Origin of the sequence: Nocardia sp. CY15 (assembly GCF_009829295.1) — a bacterium.
In the GTDB taxonomy this organism is placed as follows: domain Bacteria; phylum Actinomycetota; class Actinomycetes; order Mycobacteriales; family Mycobacteriaceae; genus Nocardia; species Nocardia sputi.
This window is the reverse complement of record NZ_VUOT01000001.1, coordinates 127758-145639: the sequence shown is the minus strand read 5'-3', so window position 1 is coordinate 145639 and position 17882 is coordinate 127758. Positions and strand designations below refer to the sequence as shown.

Below are 17882 nucleotides of genomic sequence, written 5' to 3'. Positions count from 1 at the left end.
CGCGCCGAGCGCCGCGGGGCTATGTCTCATCGGGCGAACGCGCTGGTTGACGCAGGGGGACACGGTGTGGTGGGTCGGCGTGTCTCAGGAGAACGGCCGAGTCCGGCGGGCGTGCGCGCCCGATATGCGGCGTCTGTCCGGGTGACCGGAACAGCACCGCGCCCACGTCCTTTCCTCGTCCGAGGACTCCGATGCGCATCCTTGGTCAGCTGATCGGACGTCGGTGCTCCGGCCGGACTAAAGTTGGTGGTCCGGGAGGTTGCACCGGTCGGATAGGGTGGTCCGATCGAGGCGCGGAGAGGTGGTGGCATGACTCGGCATCTGGGCGAGGCGAAGGCCGAGCAATCGACAGGCCCGCAGTCGAACGGCGCGGGCGCCACCGATGCCGCGCTGCCCGCGAAACCACCGGCCGGTCCGACGCCTCCGCGTCAGCCGGGCGCCTCCGCCGCCGTCCCGAGCTCGGCTTCACGCCGGGTACGTGCGCGTCTGGCACGCCGCATGACCGGTCAGCGTGGCATCGCCGCGGTCAAGCCGGTGCTCGAGCCGCTGGCCACCGTGCACCGCGAGCTGTACCCGAAGGCGAACCTGACCCTGCTGCAGCGCGCGTTCGACGTGGCCGACGAGCGGCACAAGCATCAGTTCCGCAAATCCGGCGACCCTTACATCACCCATCCGCTCGCCGTCGCCAACATCCTCGCCGAGCTCGGCATGGACACCACCACGCTGGTGGCCGCGCTGCTGCACGACACGGTGGAGGACACCGGTTACAGCCTCGACCAGCTCACCCAGGACTTCGGCTCCGAGGTCGCCCACCTGGTCGACGGCGTCACCAAGCTGGACAAGGTCAATCTGGGCGCCGCCGCCGAGGCCGAGACCATCCGCAAGATGATCATCGCGATGGCCCGGGACCCGCGCGTGCTGGTGATCAAGGTGGCCGACCGGCTGCACAACATGCGCACCATGCGTTTCCTGCCGCCGGAGAAGCAGGCGAAGAAGGCCAAGGAGACGCTGGAAGTCATTGCGCCCCTTGCCCATCGCCTCGGTATGGCGACGGTGAAGTGGGAGCTGGAGGACCTCGCCTTCGCGATCCTGCACCCGAAGAAATACGACGAGATCGTCCGGCTGGTCGCCGACCGCGCGCCCTCGCGCGACACCTACCTGGCGCGGGTGCGCGCCGAGATCGTCAACACGCTGGCCGCCTCCCGGATCAACGCGATCGTCGAGGGCCGCCCTAAGCACTACTGGTCGATCTACCAGAAGATGATAGTCAAGGGGAAAGACTTCGACGACATCCACGATCTGGTCGGCATCCGCATCCTGTGTGACGAGGTGCGTGACTGCTACGCGGCCGTCGGCGTGGTGCACTCGCTCTGGCAGCCGATGGCGGGCCGGTTCAAGGACTACATCGCCCAGCCGCGCTACGGTGTCTACCAGTCGCTGCACACCACCGTGGTCGGCCCGGACGGCAAGCCCCTGGAGGTGCAGATCCGCACCCAGGACATGCACCGCACCGCGGAGTTCGGCATCGCCGCGCACTGGCGCTACAAGGAGACCCGCGGCAAGCACTCCAACGACACCGCCGAGGTCGACGACATGGCGTGGATGCGCCAGCTCTTGGACTGGCAGCGTGAGGCCGCGGACCCGGCCGAGTTCCTGGAGTCGCTGCGTTTCGATTTGAAGTCGCCGGAGATCTTCGTGTTCACGCCGAAGGGCGACGTGATCACGCTGCCGCAGAAGTCGACGCCGGTGGACTTCGCCTACGCCGTGCACACCGAGGTGGGCCACCGCTGCATCGGCGCCCGGGTGAACGGGCGCCTGGTCGCGCTGGAGCGCCAGCTGGAGAACGGCGAGGTCGTCGAGGTGTTCACCTCCAAGGCGCAGAACGCCGGACCCAGCCGCGACTGGCAGAACTTCGTGGTGTCGCCACGCGCCAAGGCCAAGATTCGCCAGTGGTTCGCCAAGGAGCGGCGCGAGGAGGCGCTGGAGAGCGGCAAGGAGCAGATCTCCAAGGAGGTCCGCCGTGTCGGGCTGCCGCTGCAGCGGTTGATGAGCGTCGACGCGATGACCGCGGTCGCCCACGAGCTGCACTACACCGACATCTCCACGCTCTACACCGCCGTCGGCGAGCACCAGGTCTCCGCGCATCACGTGGTGCAGCGGCTCATGGCGCAGCTCGGTGGCATCGGCGACGTGGAGAACGAGCTGGCCGAGCGCTCCACCCCGTCGACGACACCGAGCAGGCAGCGGGTCACCGGCGATGCGGGCGTGCTGATCCCCGGTGCTCCGGGCACGGTCGCCAAGCTGGCGAAATGCTGCACCCCCGTGCCCGGTGACGAGATCATGGGCTTCGTGACCCGCGGTGGCGCGGTGAGCGTGCACCGCACCGACTGCACGAACGCCGGTTCCCTGCGGGAGCAGGCCGAACGGATCATCGAGGTGTCCTGGGCGCCGTCGCCGTCCTCGGTGTTCCTGGTCGCCATCCAGATCGAGGCGCTCGATCGCACGCGGCTGCTGTCCGACGTGACGAAGGTGCTGGCCGACGAGAAGGTCAACATCCTGTCCGCGTCGGTGGCCACGCACGGCGACCGGGTGGCGATCAGCAAGTTCACCTTCGAGATGGGCGATCCGAAACACCTGGGCCACTTGCTGAACGTGGTGCGCAACGTCGAAGGCGTCTACGACGTCTACCGCGTCACCTCCGCGGCCTGACAGTTGCGATAGCTGTCTATTAACTGTTGGCGCAACCGGTTTCGGCCGCGCGCGCTCCGGCTCCGGGTTGCCTTTCGTTGTGCGCTACCGGAAACTTGTCGGACTGAAACCGGGAACGTGCCACGGTGTGTCGCGTTCCTATCGGCGTGTCACGAAATTTTTCCGGCGATGCGGCAGTAATAGCCGGAATCTGTTACGGTCTATTGCGTTTCATGGCGTTGAGGGTAGCTGCGGCAAACGACTTGATTGCGGATCGCTATGACTGGATACACGGCAAGACTCTCGGGGATGCTGGTCGCACTCGCCGTGGCTGTGGCGACCGCCGGTGTCGCCACGGCGGAGCCGTCGAATCCGGCGGGCCCCTCCACGAATCTCCGCATCGCGACATGTCCGGCGTTGTACGCCTTGGGAATTCAGGGCACCGGTGAATCGTCGCCCGACGCCGCGCCCACCACCGACACCGGCATGCTCTCCACGGTCTTCCGGCCGATGATGGCGAAAGCTCCCGAGACCGGCTTGGTCGACCGTGCCTATGTGCCATACGAATCCGGCTTCGGCGGTGCGACAGCCGGTGGCGTGGTGCCCTACTCGGAGTCAGTGGCCGGTGGCCTCACTCGTTTGCGGAGCATGGCCGAGACCGTCGCCGCCACCTGCCCGGACAGCCGCTTCGCGGTGGTCGGTTATTCGCAGGGCGCGCATGTCGCCTCGGTGTTCGCGCAGGAGATCGGCCAGGGCCATGGCGTGCTGCCCGCCGAGAAGGTGGCCGCCGTCGCGCTGTTCGGCGACCCCACCCGCAATCCCGGCGCACCGCTGTTTCCCGGCGCGCCGGGCAAAGCGACCCCGGACCCCGCGCCAGGCACCTCGGGTGACCGGCTGGAATCCATCGCCGCCCTGCCGCAGGCGCCCGCCGCCGGCGGTGGCATCGGCCCGGAACGCGACAAGGCCGCCAACTTCGGGGCGCTCACCGGCCGGGTGGCGAGTTTCTGCGCGGCGGGCGATCTCGCCTGCGACGCCCCGGACGGCGCGCCCATTTTGAAGGCGGTCGCCAACGTGGCAGGCCAGTCCAAGCTCAGTGGCGGCGACCCGATCGCGTCGCTGGTGTCGATCGCACAGGCGCTGGCGTTCACCTCGATCAAGACCGCGACTCGGGTGGTCGCCGAGGATATTCAAGGCAATTCACTGGCCACCCTGGCGATATCGCCGCAGAAGTCGATCTCGCAGCGCCTCGCCGACGCCTCCGACCCGCGCACGCCGCTGAATCTGCCCGGCGCGCTGCAGGCACTGCTCAAGGTCGGCATGATCGGCTTGAACTCCGTGATCACCGTGGTTCGGTCGGTGCTCGCCCCGGCGAACATCTCCGAGCTGGCCACCGCGGGCCTGGCGAACCCGCCCGCCGCACTGCTGTCGCTGGGCGCCAAGCTGCTCGGCGCCATTCCCCAGCTGATTCCGCCGACCACCGGGGTGCGGCTGGTCACCCAAGCGTTCGACGCGGTGGTGCAGAACATCACCGACAACAGTGAACTGCTGAACACGACCACCTGGGTGCGCTACTGGGACACCGTGCAGCGCCACACCGCCTACACCAGCGCGACCGTTTCGGCGAACGGTGACGCTCCCACGCAGTTCGTCGCCGACTGGTTCGCGGCCGTCGCCCGCGACATCGCCGACGCCTTCGGCAGCGAGATCCAGCCGCGGGGAGTGCTCGAGAAGCAGCCGACGGGATTCTTCGGAGACGGCTCCGGCGCGTCTCCCACGCCGAGTTCGTCCGGTACGGGACAATTTCCGTTCGGGACAGGAGCCGATGGCGCCTCATCCGGCGGCGTGACATCGATTCCGCCCACCGACCGACCCGGCACACCCAACGCCTACCCGTTCTCCACGAACTGATCGCCGAGAGGGTCCGACGATGCGATACTGCGTGCCCTGCTCTGCGGGAATGGGGGAATGTTGAAGTCGTACAAACAGCTTTCCCGCTGGTACGGCGCTTTGGAGCCGGAGACCGGTGCGCCGGAGGCAGGCAAGCGGGACGGGGCGAACGCCATCATCCCGGTGGATGACGACGGCCCTTCGCGCTATCCGGACTACATTCGCGACGACGACGAGCCGTGGCAGCGCAAACCCGAGGACGCCCCGGCGGATCTGCCCGCGCAGCGCAGCGAGTTCACCGGCGGGTGGTCGGATTGGGTGGTGACCGGGCACGCTCCCGGTCCCGACGACGACTACGTCGCGCCGAGGCAGGCCGGTCCCGCGCAGTTCCCATGGGCGGATGACGACGACCACGAGCCCGTCGACCGGCCACGCCCCGCGGTCTCGCGCGGGCTGCGGCAAGCCGCCCGCGACCACCCCGCCATGCGCCGGGCCCGCGTGCTGCTCATCGTGATCGCGGCGGTGCTGATCGTCGCCGTGGCAGCCGTGTGCGTCCTGTTCCTGCTGCGCGCCGCGGGTGATCGCGCCGCGCAGCCGCGAGACTCGCATGTCTCCGCGTCGGTCCAGCTCACCGTCGGCAGCGCGCAGGCGGGAAGCAATCCGCGCGCGGTGAGCGCGGGCGCCTGCCCCACCGAGCGCAGCGACGCGATCGTGCGCAGCGCGGAGGCGGGGGGCACGGGGTCCGGGCCCGACGCGGTGCTGTCGTTCCAGTACGCGTACTACGTGGAGCGCTCCGGGGAACGGGCCCGCGCGGCCGTCGCCCCGGACGCCGACGTCCAGCCCGCCTGGGTCATCCAGCGGGGCATCGACTCGGTTCCGGCGGGCACCACGCATTGCGTGCGGATCGTGACCGTCGGCGACAACCGGTATTCGGTCGAGGTCACCGAGTATCGGCCCGGCGGCGCGCCCGCCACGTACAACAGGCAGGTGGTCACCACCGCGGTGATCGACGGCCGCACCCTGATCACGGGTATCGCGGCCGGATAAAGGAGAGCAGAGGCGATGGGAGAGGACTGGAGCCGCTGGCTCGACGAAGCGCCCGGCGAGGGTGCGGCGTCGAGCCGGCCGGTGCGCTCCAAGGCTCCGGTGGTGCGGTTGCGGCGCCGCAAGGGTGACGGCTCCGAGGCGGATCATCCGGTACAACGGCCGATCCTGGTGGTCGGCGGATGTGGTGGTGCGGGAACCACCACGACAGCGTTGGGCTTGGCGGGTGAACTGGGTACGGCCGGGACGCCGACAGTCGCGGTGGACGCCACCACGGCGGGCAGCGATCTCGCGCTGCGCGGCGCGGACGAGCATCTGCACCCGATCAGCTTGCAGTCCTGGTTGTACGGACGCGGTGACGACGAACCCGCGCCGCTCAAGGAGTGCCTGTCACGCGCGACTTCCGGCATCGGGCTGCTCTGGCGTGATGCCGCGCCGTTGCGCAGGCGTGCGACGTATCTCACGGTCGCCCGCGCGGTGCACGACGCCGGATACACCGCCGTCTACGACGGGGGACATCCGATTGCCGCGAGGCAACTGACGCCCTTGCTCGACGACGCGGATGTTGCTCTGGTACTTGCCATTCCGGCCCGCACCGACGCGGCCAACCGGTTGCGGGTCGCGCTGGAATGGCTCGATGACCAGTTCGGTGACACCGGAGAAGGGCACGGCGGCGGCGTCGTCGGCGATACCACCATCGTCGTCTCCCACCAGTATCCGGGTGACGACTCCCGGGTAGCGGATCATTTGCGTGAGCACCTGTCCGGCTGGGTCCGCGATATCAGGGAGATTCCCTACGATCCGCATCTGGCCCGCGGTGAACTGGTGCGGCACGCCTCGTTGGCCGCCGAGACGCGCCGGGCATATGGGCGCCTGCTCGCCGGGGTGGCATCATGACCGCCGCCATGATTTTTCCGCGTCAGCCCGACCCCGCGCCCGCCGGTGTGATCGCCCCGCCGGAGTCCCGCCGTGCCGCCGTCTGGGACCGCCCCGTCCCCGGTGTCGGCCGTGCGCCGCTGGTCTGGCTGCTGGGTGTGCACGGCGGCGCCGGAGCCAGTACCCTCGCGCACGTGCTTGCGCCCGCGGCGGATTCGGGCCGCCGCTGGCCCGGCGTCTTCGACCGCGAAAGTCCGTTCGTCGTCCTCGTCGCCAGGGAGACCATCGCCGGGCTGTCCCGCGCGCACGACCTTCTGCGCCAGCATCTTTCGGGTTTCGCCGGTCCCTGCGACGTGCTCGGCCTGATCACCGTCGCCGCGCGGCCCGGCCGGATGGCTCCCGAGATCCGGCGCTACCGCGACGTGGTCGGCTCCCTGGCCGGGCAGGTGTGGCAGGTGCCGTGGTACGAGGAGTGGACGCTGGTCGAACCCGAGCAGCTGCCGGTGTGGTCGCCCGGTGACCCGCTGCCGCCCAAGAAGCGCAAGCTCGATCTGCTGGAGGAAGTCCCGCTCGATGTCCGGGAGCTCGGCGCCGACATCGTGGCGGCCGCTCGGACGGCATTGGAGGAGGCCAGCTACGACCGCCGGTCACCCGATCTCCGCAAGCCGTCCGATGAGTGAACGTCCGCATCGCATCGGCGACAACCACCCACTATTCGAGAAAGGCACCCGATGAGCATGATCCTCCTCGCCGTGCAGGACACGTACGGCACCGTACTCGCGCAAGTCGGTAATCCGACGCCCGAGGCGCCGCCGGGCTCGGAGAAGATCCTGCAGCTGGTGCGGTATCTCACGTGGTTCGTCCTGTTGTCCGGGATCTGCGGGATCATCTACGCCGGCGGTAGGTTCGCCTGGGAGAAGTGGACCGGCGGTGGTCTGGAGTCGCCGAAGATGGTGGCGGGCGCGATGATCGGCGGCGTGGTCGCCACGAGCGCGGGCACCATCATGAACGCCGTCATCGGCACCTGATGTCGGCGATGAGTACTGTGCGCATGCCCGCGGCGCAGCTGCTGGCCTACAAACAGATGCCCGCCGACGTTCTGGCACCGCTGATGCAGCTGCTGAACTGGCTGCTGTGGTTCGTCCTGCTGGTGTGCCTGGCCTGGATGATCGTGTCCGCGGGGAAGCTGTGGCTGACCTTCCGCAGCGATCTGGCCATGAACGATGCCTCGCACGGCGTCCTGATGAGTCTGCTGGGTGCCGTGGTGGCGAGCACGGCGTCGGGGATCGCCCTGGCGTTCCTGCCCGCGTGAGCCGCCGGATCGGGACGGGGACGACGCGGGAATGAATTCGACAGTACTGCGGCCTGCGGACTCCGCGGCGTGGCGGCGCGACATCCGCCGCCCCGCGGCCGGAGTCGTGGGCGCCGCGCTGCTGTTCGCGGCGGTCGGCTGTGGCGGTAACGAGGACTCGGCGGGGCCGGATCTGTCGGCCGCTCCCACCAACGTCCGGTGGCAGCCGTTCCAAGGTGTGCCGCTGCCGCACACCGACCAAGGGCCGCGCTCGACGGCCGACGGCGCGGCGACCGGTTTCGACCACTCGCCACGCGGGGCGGGCATCGCCGCGCTGACCCATTCGGTCCGCTTGGCGGTGGCCGCCGATACCCAGTGGGCGAAAGTGGCTGCCAGGGAAGTGGTTCCGGGCCCGGCCAAGGACGAGTGGGCGATCAACCGGGTGCAGCTGTCCATCACCGGCCCGGCGGGACCGGAGTTCGCTCCCCGCTTGCTGGGATACCGGATCACCGGTTACACCGAGCGGCATTCCACCGTCGACGTGTACACCGAATACTCCGACAGCTCCAAGGCGGTGCACCACACGGCCGTCGAATGGTTCGGCGACGACTGGAGATTGCGGCTTCCCGATCCGGACTCGACCGCACGACCCATCGACTCGATCGACGCATTACCCACCGACATAGTGAAATTGGAGGCACCGACGTGAGCGACAGGGAGTCGTACGCGCGCGACCGTGTCTCCTTCGGTGTCGTCGCCTCCGCCGCCGTGCTGGCGCTCATCGTGGTGGTCGGCATCTTCGTCTTCGTCGGCCGCGACGACGAGAGCATCAGCGGCGCACCGGCCGTCACCGAGGGCTCGGGCGGCACCGGCTTCGCCACCCCTGAGGTGGACATCCTCGGCAGACGGGTGGATATCCCCAACAATGCGGCCGGACAACCGCTTCCGCAGGACCCCTCCCGCCAGCGCAAGCCCACCGATCCGGATTGGCTGACCGCGGCGCCGGAAGGCACCACCGAACCGCACGGCTGGCAGCGGGTGTACGGCGCCTCCGTCCCGTTCTCCACCTCCGACGGGCCGACGCGGATCGAGGACGACCTGGCCGTCGGCTACTCGCACACCCCGCAGGGCGCGGTGCTGGCCGCGGCGCAGATCACCTACCGGCTCAACGCGCGTCCCGCCGACCGCGACCTGTACGTGCGGCAGGTCCGAGTCTCCGCCCAGCAGATCGCCGCCTACGACAAGGCGCTGGCCGACGACCGTCTGCCGCAGCAGCAGCCGGAGAAGGTGACCCGCTACTTCGTCGCCTCGGACGCGTTCAAAGTGGACGACTACGCCGACGATCTCGCCATCATCCGGCTGGCAACCAGGGGACCGGTGGTGGACGGCAAGCAGCTGTGGGCGGCGACGCGCCTGGTCATGGTGTGGGATGCAGGGGACTGGCGCCTGAAGCCCTCGACCACCAACAACGCGCAGACCGAGTACCTCGAATCGTTGACGGGGTGGACGAGATGGTGACCACGCGCAGATCCGGCCGGATGCCCTTGGCGCTGATGGGCGCGGGCGCGGTGATCAGTGTCGCGCTCGCGGTTGCACTGACGACTGTCGCTCTGCGAGACAACGCATCCGGAGACGAACCGGTCGCTGCGACGGGCACGACATCGGGCACCGCTGCAGATCCCGGCGGCGCGGCCTTCGGTAATCCCGAGAACGACATGTTCGGCCGCCGGGTCGATGTGCCGATCCGCGCGACAGGTGTTGTCCTGCCCCAGCATCCGGACCAACAGCAGCGTCCGGGCACGCCCGGATGGATCTCCGCTGCACCCACGCCGTCGAGCGGCGAGGGCGTATGGCAGCGGGTGTTCGGTGGTCCTGTCGTGCGCTTCTCCGCTTCCGACGGCCCCGCTAGGATCGACGGCTCCGCTGCCCTGGGCTTCGCGCACACTCCGCAGGGCGCCGCGCTGGCCGCCGAGCAGATCTACTGGCGGACCAACGCCAATCCCAAAGATCGTGACCTGCTGATTCGGCTGGTCGATGTGACGCCGCAGTACTTGACCGAGTACGACCGGCTCGTCGCCGAGGGCAAAGTGTCCGACCGCCTGCCCGACAAGCTGAGGCCCCTGTTGTTCGCTTCGGATGCGTTCCGGATCGAAAGCTATGCAGATGATTTCGCGAAAGTGCAGTTTGCGAGAAAGGCTCGAGAAACAGTTGATGGCCAACCAACATGGGTGGGCATGCGCCTGGCGGTCCGGTGGCGAGACGGAGATTGGAAGCTCACCCCGGTGACAGGTGACGAGCGAGTACAGATCGAGTCCCTGCGGAGCATCGAGGGGTGGACACAATGGTGAGGCGCCTAGTCACGATATTCGCGGTCATCTTCACGGTGATGATCGCGACGCCGACCGTGGCCTACGGCCAGACCTACGGTTTCGACGAGACGTGCAACGAGATTCATGACACGCTCGACAACGTCGGACTGCCCGGCATTTCTCTCGGTGACGCCGCGTCCGCCGCGTGCAAGGCGGGCAATGCCGCCTCGCATCCCGGCCAGGCCGCCGAGGCGGTGAAGGACAAGGCCTGGGACTCGACCTTCGGCAAGGTGGTCGATTCGCTGATGAACGGTCTCGGCCAGGCCATCATCCTGGCGTTGACCTTCTGGATGAAGGTGCCCAACGAGGCGGTCAGCGACTCCGGCTCACTGTTCACGAAGATCAACGACTACACCTATCAAGCGCAGATCCTGCTGTTGATAGCGTCGGTGATCCTCTCCGGCGCGCGATTGGCCGAAGCCAGACGCGGGGCCACGATGAACGAGGCGGCCGAATCGTTCCGGATGTTCACCCGCGTCGTGTTCAGCTCCTGGATGCTGGGCGCGGTGATCGTGGCGGGCACGCAGGCGTCGGATCGTTTCGCGGAGTGGATCATCAGCGACTCGACCAACGGCAACGCCAAGGACCTCGCCGAGCTGATGGTGAAAACCAGCAAGCTGCAAGCTTTTTCACCGGGCCTGGTGCTGATCATCGCGATCGTCGGCCTGCTCGGCGCCCTCGCGCAGATCGTGCTCGCCATCGTCCGGCAAGGTCTGCTGGTGATCGCGGCGGGCGTGTTGCCGCTGGCGGCGGCGGCCTCCGGCATGAACGTCGGCAAGCAGTCCTATCAGAAGCTCATCGGCTGGATCATCGCTTTCATGCTGTGGAAACCGGTGGCGGCGATCGTCTACATGATCGCGTTCACCACCGCGGGCCACGTCGACTCGCTCACCCCGACCGGCGGTCTGCCCGACGGTGAGCAGGCCCAGCGCATGCTGGTCGCGATCGTGCTGCTGTGCAGCGTGGCGTTCGTGCTGCCCGCGCTCATGCGACTGGTCACTCCGGCCGTCGCGATCGTCGGCAGCGGCGGTTCGGGTTTCACCGCGGCGGGCGGCACCCTGGTCGGTGTGGCGGCCCTGGGCGCGATGGGCACCAAGGCGGTCGGCGTCAAGGGCGCCGCGGCGGCGGGCGCGCCCGGCTACGTGGGCGGCAGCGGCACCGGGCCCCGGCCCGGCGGCCCGGCCGGACCGCGTGGCGGCGGCGCACCGCGGCCGACCCCGCCACGAGGTGGCGGCGGTGGTCAGGGTGGTGCGGCACCGCGCGCCTCCGGACCAGCGGGCGCGGCGGGAGTAGCGTCCGGAGCGGCCAGGGCGGCCGGCCGGATCGGCGCGGCGCGCGCCGCGAGCGGCGGCCTGAGCCGGGCCGACCAAGCCATGGGTGACGTCGCGGGCGATCGCTGGACGAACCGTTCACCCGACCTCGGGAGGAGCACCATTCCGCGATGACACTCACCGACACCTACGAGCGGCGCTCGTACGGACTCTGGCAGAAGCCGCGCAGCGCGGGTCTTTTCGGCCTGCGCTGGGAGGAAACCGTTCTCGGCTTCGCGGTCGTGATCACGGCGTTGATCACCGCGATGGTCGGCGGCTTCCAGTGGGGTCTGATCGTCGGCGGCACCGGTGTCGTCGTCATGGTCCCGCTGGTGTGGCGGACCGGAGGTCGTTCGGGCTACGAGACGGGATTGATGATGTTCAACTGGATGCGCTCGCGCAGTCGCGGCGAGCACGTGTACCGCGGTGGCCGCTTCTCCCGGATCCCGGGCGGCGTCACCCGATTGCCCGGACTGCTGGCGCCCTCGAAGTTGTACGAGGGCATCGACGCGGGTGGCTACAGCTTCGGCATGATCCACCTCCCGCAGTTCGCCCAGTACACGGTGGTGCTGCGCGCGTGGCCGCAAGGACACGAGGCGGTGGACCAGCCGGTGATCGACCGGTGGGTGTCGGCGTGGGGCACCTTCCTGGCCTCGGTGGGACAGACCAGCGACATCGTCGCCGTGGTGCCGGTCATCGACACCGTGCCCGAGACCGGAAACCGCCTGCTCACCGAGGTTTCCACGATCACGAGGCCGGAGGCGCCGGAGCTGGCCCAGCAGGTCATGTACGAGCTGGCCACCGAATTGCCCCAGGAGCGTGTGCAATTGCTGCCGCGTGTGGCGATCACGTTCAAGGCCACCACCGCCGAGCGCCGCAAGAACCCGGCGGAGGAGGCGGTCGAGATCGGCCGTCGGCTGCCCGGGATCTGCGCGGCGCTCGCCGAAGCCGGTGTGCGCGCACAGCCGATGTCGGCCGACGAGGTGATCTCGTTCATCCGCCGCAGTTACGATCCCGCCTCGCAGGCCGACCTGGAAGTGGCCGCGGGCGAACCCGAGGGCCACGGTTTGGACTGGGCGGACGCGGGCCCGGTGTCCCATGACGAGAAGTGGGATCACTTGGTGCACGACGGCGGCCGGTCGGTCACCTGGGAGATGGACGCCGCTCCCGAGGGCGCGGTCGACGAGCGGGTGCTGCAGCGGCTGCTCGCACCGAATCCCGAAGTCCCGCGCAAACGTATCGCGATCGTGTACCGTCCGCACTCAGCCGCCGACGCCGCCGAAATCGTCGACGACGACTTCAAGAACGCGTTGGTGGCCCAACAGAGCGAACGCGGGGTCGTGTCCGCGGCGGCGACGCTGCGGGTGGGCGCGACTCAGCAGGCCCGCGAAGAGCAGGCCAGGGGTCACGGTGTGACCCGCTTCGGGGCGCTGGTGACCATCACCGAGCCCTTGCGCGGCGACCTGCCGCGCATCGAAGCCATCACGCGCGACCTGTCGACGCAGGCGCGTCTGAAGATCCGGCGGTGTTACCGCTACCAGGCGGCGGCCTTCGCGGCCTCGCTCGGTTGCGGGGTGATCCTGCCGGAACACGCGACTATTCCGAAGGCACTGGCGGGGTGAGCGATTCATGGCACGGGACTACGAGCCACCCGTACGGGAACGGGACGAGGACGCACGTCGCAGGCGGCTCGAACAATCCGGCCGGGACGAGTGGGGACAGCGGCCGGAGCGCCGCCGCCCCGCACGGGATTCGGCGCGGGTGAACGGCGAGGACCGGCCGGGCGTCGACGCGCCCGATCGGCGGACGGCGGAGCGGCGGACGCGAGCGGGCACGGGCCGGTCCGACGGCGTGCGCGGCGACCGGGCGCACGCCGAACGTCCACGCGGTGAGCGGAACTCTCGGATGTCCCGTGACGCGGTCACCGAGCGCATCGCCGCGCGGCCGGAACGCAACGGCGGCAGGAACGGCCGGGTGGCGCGGTCGGCGAAGGTCGACTACACCGCCGACCGCGCCATGGGCGCCCCGTACACGGACAAAGCGGCTCGCCGCGCGAAGGCGAAAGCGGATCGGCGCAAGCAGTCCGGTCCGCCGCTGCTGGACGACGCCACCCGCGCCAAGCTGGAGATGATCGCCCGCGAGGGCAGTGGCCTGCGTGCGGCGTGGGCGCAGTTCCGGGTTCGCACCGACGACATCCGCCGCCGCAACTACGCGGCCCGCGCGGAGCAGACGATCGAGGACGGATTCGACCGCAGCACAGCCCAGCTCACCGACCGCGGCTACGCGGGACCGGGAGGCGGGCGCATGAACGTGGTCGGCCGCCCGGTGGAGTACCGCGCCACCACCGCCCAGGTCGCCGGCCTGTGGCCGTGGTCGGTCGGCGCGGGCGCGCCGCTGATCGGCACGCCCCTCGGTTCACATCTGCACACCGGTGCGCCGGTCTGCTTCGATCCGATGAACTGGTTCATGCGCGGCAGTTTCATCACCGCCCCCAGCCTGTTCGTACTCGGCCTCAACGGTTTCGGCAAGTCCTCGCTGGTGCGCCGGATCGTGCTCGGCGGCATCGCGCAGGGGATCACGCCGTTGATTCTCGCCGACGTCAAACCGGACTACCGCAAGATGGTCGAACTGGTCGGCGGCCAGGTGATCGATCTGGGCTACGGGCACGGCAAGCTGAACCCGCTGGCGGCGGGCGTGCTCGGTGCGGTGGTGCCCCGACTGGAGGAGTTCCCGGCACTGCAACTGCAGGTGTTGCAGGACCTTCGGGCCCGGCAGGTGACGCTGATCGCGGGTCTGGTCGAATTGGTGCGCGGCGACCGCGTCCGCGACTACGAGGAGACGCTGATCTCCACCGCGCTGCGCATCCTCTACCGGCCGGGCAGCGGATACACGCCGGACAAACCGCCGATCATGGAGAACCTCCTCGAGGTGATCGTCGGCGGCGGTGAGGAATTGATGCTCGACGCCGGTTCCGACAATCCGGCCGAATACCAGGAAGCGATCAAGGGGCTGCGCCGCTCCCTGCGCGCGCTCACCCAGGGCCCCTTCGGCGCGGTGTTCAACGGCCAGACCACCGTGCCGATCGACACCAGCGCGGTTGCGGTGTGCATGGACGTCTCGCACATCCCGACCGGCGACAAGAAGCTCAAGGCCGCTGTCATGCTGGCCTGCTGGGCCGACGGATTCGCCTCGGTCGAGGCCGCGCACGTGCTCGCCGACGCGAAACTCGGCCCACAGCGCTATTTCCAAGTGGTGATGGACGAGCTGTGGCAGGTGCTCGGTCTCGGCGACTTCATGGTCGACCGCGTCGACGAGCTCACCCGGCTGCAGCGCGGCATCGCCACCGCGCTGATCATGATCAGCCACACCATCAAGGACCTGCAAGCGCTCGGATCGGAAGCCGCCATCGCGAAAGCGCTCGGTTTCCTCGAGCGGGCGCGCGCCAAGATCTTCGGCGCGCTCCCGGCCGAGGAGATCAAACGGCTCGACAGCACGGTTCCGTTCACATCGGCCGAGGAGGAGATGGTGACCGGATGGTCCGCACCGCAAGCGCTGACCGGCGAGGCGCTCAAACCGGGGCAGCAGCGCCCTTCCCCGCCCGGCACCGGAAAGTTCCTGCTGAAGATCGGCGAGGACCGTCGGCCCGGCATCCCCTTCCACATGGAATTCACGCTGTCGGAGAAGGAAAGCGGAATCCACGACACCAACCAGCGGTTCAGCGAGTTCACCGAATCGACTTCGCGCGGATCGAATTCGCCGGGGAGCGCCGCATGATGCCGCACCGGTCCTACCGCCGCGTCTCACCGGAGGTACGCCAAGCGGCGGTCGAACAGGTCATCGCGCTGACCGGCAAGCTGCGCAGTGAATCGGAGGCCTGCCGCGTGGTCGCCGAACAGATCGGCGTGCACACGAATTCGGTGCGGAATTGGGTGCGCGCGGCCGAGGGGCCGAGTCTGGAGCGGATGGACGCGACGGCGCTGCGGCGCAAAGTCGCACTGCTGCAACAACAATTGGCGGCCGCCGCCGAGATGAACCGCACGTTGGCCGACACCCTCAACGAAGCCCGGCGCCGGACGTGAAGCACGGCTGCGCGCGGCACGATGCCGGAGTGCGGCGATGAGCGGCAAATCGGCGTTGTGGACGGCGCTGGGCGCGGTGCTCGGCCTGATGACCATCGTGCTGGTCATCGTCATGCCCGCCGTGGACGATGCCTGCGAGGGCAGGTCGGTGCTGGGCTCGCAGTCGGCGCTTCCGCCGCTGGGCGGTTACGCGCCGGGCGATCGGCGCGCTGCCGCGACCACGGGTCCCGGCGCGACACAGACCAATCCGGCGGCGACCGCCACGCCCTCGCTCGCCGCGGGCGCCGGTCCGCTGCGCCGCACGCTGCCGATGGCCACCGGAACCTTCACGGTGTCGGACACCTTCGGCTCGCGGGGTGGCGCGCACCGGGGCATCGACTTGGCCGCGGCCGACGGCACGCCCATCTTCTCGGTATCCGACGGCCGGGTCGTCGCCGCGGGTCCGGCGTCGGGATTCGGCAACTGGATCGTCGTCGATTCGGTGGATACCAACGGCCGTTCGTACTCGGCGGTCTACGGACACATGTGGGACTCCGGCGTGTTCGTCCGTGCGGGCGACACGGTGACCGCGGGACAGCACATCGGCGCGGTGGGTTCGGCGGGTGAATCCAGCGGCCCCCATCTGCATTTCGAGATCGTCCCGGGCGGCCGGTTCACCGGAGGACGTCAGATCGACCCGCTGCCCTGGTTGGACGGCGCGCCGACCCCGGATGTCGGCGGTGCGCGCGCCTTCTCCAACGATCCACGCTGTACTCTCGGCTTCGGCACCGCCGGTGGCGCGCTCGCCGCGGGGAAGGTGCCGCAGGAACTGGAGATCTGGTACCGCCGTGCGGGTTCGATCTGCCCGCAGGTCACGCCGTCGCTGCTGGCCGCGCAGGGCAGGCAGGAGTCCGGTTTCCGGCGCGGCGCGACCTCCCCCGCCGGTGCGCAGGGGCTGGCGCAGTTCCTGCCGACCACCGCGGTGAGCATCAATCCCGACGACGGTCAGCCCTACGTGATCGACGCCGACGGCAACGGCGTGGCCAGTGTGTGGGACGACGGTGACGCGATCATCGGTCAAGGGCGCTACATGTGCGCGATCGCGCACAAGATCCAGCGGTGGCAGGCCGAGGGCCGCGTGCAGGGCGATCTCGTCGCGCTGGCACTGGCGGCGTACAACGCGGGCGAGGGCGCGGTGCTGGCCTCCGGCGGCATGCCGAACCAGCTCGCGGCACACTATGCCGAGACCCAGCCGTACGTGCGCAACATCCTCGCGATGGAGGCGCAGTACCGAGCGCCGGGTTCGGTCGGCCGATTCACCCCCGGGCAGGGGTCGACAGGCGACCAGATCGTGGAAGCCGCGCACGAATGGCTCGGCACCCCTTATGTCTGGGGCGGCGGCGGACCCCAAGGACCCACCGGCGGAGGACTGGACGGACCGGGCTTGACCGCGGCGGCGGTGTTCGCGGCGTCCTCCGGCACGGTGACGCTGCCGCGCACGGCCGAACAGCAATGGGAGGCGGGTGCGGAAGTGCCGATGAGCAAGGCGCGGCCGGGAGATCTGGTGTTCAGCTCGTTCGGTCCGCGTGGTCCCGCGCAGGTCGGTGTCTACGCCGGGAACGGGCGGATGATCCAATCGGTGCCGGGTGCGGATTCCCGCTCCGCGGGCGGTGTTTCGGAAGTCGCGGTCCCGGGGGACGGACGTGCGAGGAGGGTGTTGTGAGCGTCCACCGGTCCGAACACGCGGCGGCGGGACTGCCGCGCCGCCCCGGTATGCGGCTAGCCTGGATGGATAGAGCAAGTGCACGCGCGAAACTGGTGGTGATGCTGGTGGTGAGCGTCGCGGTGCTGAGCGCGGCCTGTGGCGGCGTGGACGCGGGATCCGATGCGGCGCGCCCCGCTACGTCCACACCCCGGTTGCTGGAAGGCGTGCCCGCCCCCGACCCTGTGACGCCCGACGGCGTCGCGGTCGCGGCGCTGCGGGAGATCTACAGCTGGCAGCCCGCCACGGAGAGCCAAGGCGCCTCGCTAAGCCGGGCTCGGAAGTTTCTCGGCCCCAGCCTGATTCGTATGCTGGATGCGGCGCCGACCGCGGTGGAGACGCCGAAGTCGACGCTGCAATGGGCGGATTGGGCGAGGGAAGGGGCGCGCGTGGAGGCGTTCACGTTCGCGTCAGGGGAGAAGGCGCCGACTCTCAGCGACCCGAACGTCCAGCAGTTCAAGATCGGGATCGAGCAGACCGTCGTCTATCCGGACGGGCGCAAGGAGCCGCTGCCGCCCGCGACGGTGATCGCCACCGTCGTGCGCACACCCGATGGCTGGCGGCTCGACGCATTCCGCTGACCACCCGCTTTCCGTA

At 69.3% G+C, this 17882-nt stretch carries 16 protein-coding genes; all 16 read left to right on the top strand.

Annotated elements, in window-relative coordinates:
* Nucleotides 1–309 precede the first annotated feature (309 nt).
* The 16 genes from GVY39_RS00655 (at nt 310) to GVY39_RS00580 (ending at nt 17866) form a co-directional block, all read left to right on the top strand.
* Complete coding sequence (locus tag GVY39_RS00655) at nt 310–2709, top strand: bifunctional (p)ppGpp synthetase/guanosine-3',5'-bis(diphosphate) 3'-pyrophosphohydrolase (RefSeq protein ID WP_159919372.1); 2400 nt, start codon at nt 310–312, stop codon at nt 2707–2709.
* Nucleotides 2710–2997: 288 nt separating this feature from the next.
* Entirely contained in the window at nt 2998–4596 is a 1599-nt protein-coding gene (locus tag GVY39_RS00650; RefSeq protein ID WP_159919370.1) for a cutinase family protein, read from the top strand.
* A gap of 57 nt (nt 4597–4653) precedes the next feature.
* Nucleotides 4654–5622: a hypothetical protein gene (locus GVY39_RS00645; protein ID WP_159919368.1), complete on the top strand. Its 969-nt coding sequence runs from the start codon at nt 4654–4656 to the stop codon at nt 5620–5622.
* Between the two features lie 15 nt (nt 5623–5637).
* A complete protein-coding gene (locus GVY39_RS00640) occupies nt 5638–6516 on the top strand; it encodes a hypothetical protein (RefSeq protein WP_159919366.1) in 879 nt (292 codons plus the stop codon).
* Entirely contained in the window at nt 6513–7175 is a 663-nt protein-coding gene (locus GVY39_RS00635) for a DUF6668 family protein (RefSeq protein WP_159919364.1), read from the top strand. Before GVY39_RS00640 ends, GVY39_RS00635 begins: the two co-directional genes overlap by 4 nt.
* A 51-nt stretch (nt 7176–7226) precedes the next feature.
* A complete protein-coding gene (locus GVY39_RS00630; RefSeq protein ID WP_159919362.1) occupies nt 7227–7523 on the top strand; it encodes a hypothetical protein in 297 nt (98 codons plus the stop codon).
* 8 nt (nt 7524–7531) lie between these two features.
* The gene (locus GVY39_RS00625) at nt 7532–7807 is read left to right on the top strand and encodes a hypothetical protein (protein WP_223513292.1); all 276 of its coding nucleotides are present in this window, start codon (nt 7532–7534) and stop codon (nt 7805–7807) included.
* A 31-nt stretch (nt 7808–7838) separates the two neighbouring features.
* Nucleotides 7839–8495, top strand: coding sequence for a hypothetical protein (locus tag GVY39_RS00620; protein WP_223513295.1), 657 nt, complete (start codon nt 7839–7841; stop codon nt 8493–8495).
* On the top strand, nt 8492–9304 hold the full coding sequence (locus GVY39_RS00615; protein WP_159919358.1) for a hypothetical protein: 813 nt from the start codon (nt 8492–8494) through the stop codon (nt 9302–9304). The genes GVY39_RS00620 and GVY39_RS00615 overlap by 4 nt, the downstream gene beginning before the upstream one ends.
* Nucleotides 9289–10134, top strand: a complete 846-nt coding sequence (locus GVY39_RS00610; protein WP_159919356.1) for a hypothetical protein — start codon at nt 9289–9291, stop codon at nt 10132–10134. Before GVY39_RS00615 ends, GVY39_RS00610 begins: the two co-directional genes overlap by 16 nt.
* Nucleotides 10128–11600 (top strand): hypothetical protein, encoded by a 1473-nt coding sequence (locus tag GVY39_RS00605; RefSeq protein WP_159919355.1) that lies wholly within the window; start codon nt 10128–10130, stop codon nt 11598–11600. Before GVY39_RS00610 ends, GVY39_RS00605 begins: the two co-directional genes overlap by 7 nt.
* On the top strand, nt 11597–13087 hold the full coding sequence (locus GVY39_RS00600; RefSeq protein WP_159919353.1) for an SCO6880 family protein: 1491 nt from the start codon (nt 11597–11599) through the stop codon (nt 13085–13087). Before GVY39_RS00605 ends, GVY39_RS00600 begins: the two co-directional genes overlap by 4 nt.
* A gap of 7 nt (nt 13088–13094) precedes the next feature.
* A complete protein-coding gene (locus GVY39_RS00595) occupies nt 13095–15239 on the top strand; it encodes a hypothetical protein (protein WP_159919351.1) in 2145 nt (714 codons plus the stop codon).
* On the top strand, nt 15236–15544 hold the full coding sequence (locus GVY39_RS00590) for a transposase (protein ID WP_159919349.1): 309 nt from the start codon (nt 15236–15238) through the stop codon (nt 15542–15544). The genes GVY39_RS00595 and GVY39_RS00590 overlap by 4 nt, the downstream gene beginning before the upstream one ends.
* 37 nt (nt 15545–15581) lie before the next feature.
* Nucleotides 15582–17246, top strand: a complete 1665-nt coding sequence (locus tag GVY39_RS00585) for a peptidoglycan DD-metalloendopeptidase family protein (protein WP_159919347.1) — start codon at nt 15582–15584, stop codon at nt 17244–17246.
* Complete coding sequence (locus GVY39_RS00580) at nt 17243–17866, top strand: hypothetical protein (RefSeq protein ID WP_236565232.1); 624 nt, start codon at nt 17243–17245, stop codon at nt 17864–17866. The genes GVY39_RS00585 and GVY39_RS00580 overlap by 4 nt, the downstream gene beginning before the upstream one ends.
* Nucleotides 17867–17882 lie beyond the last annotated feature (16 nt).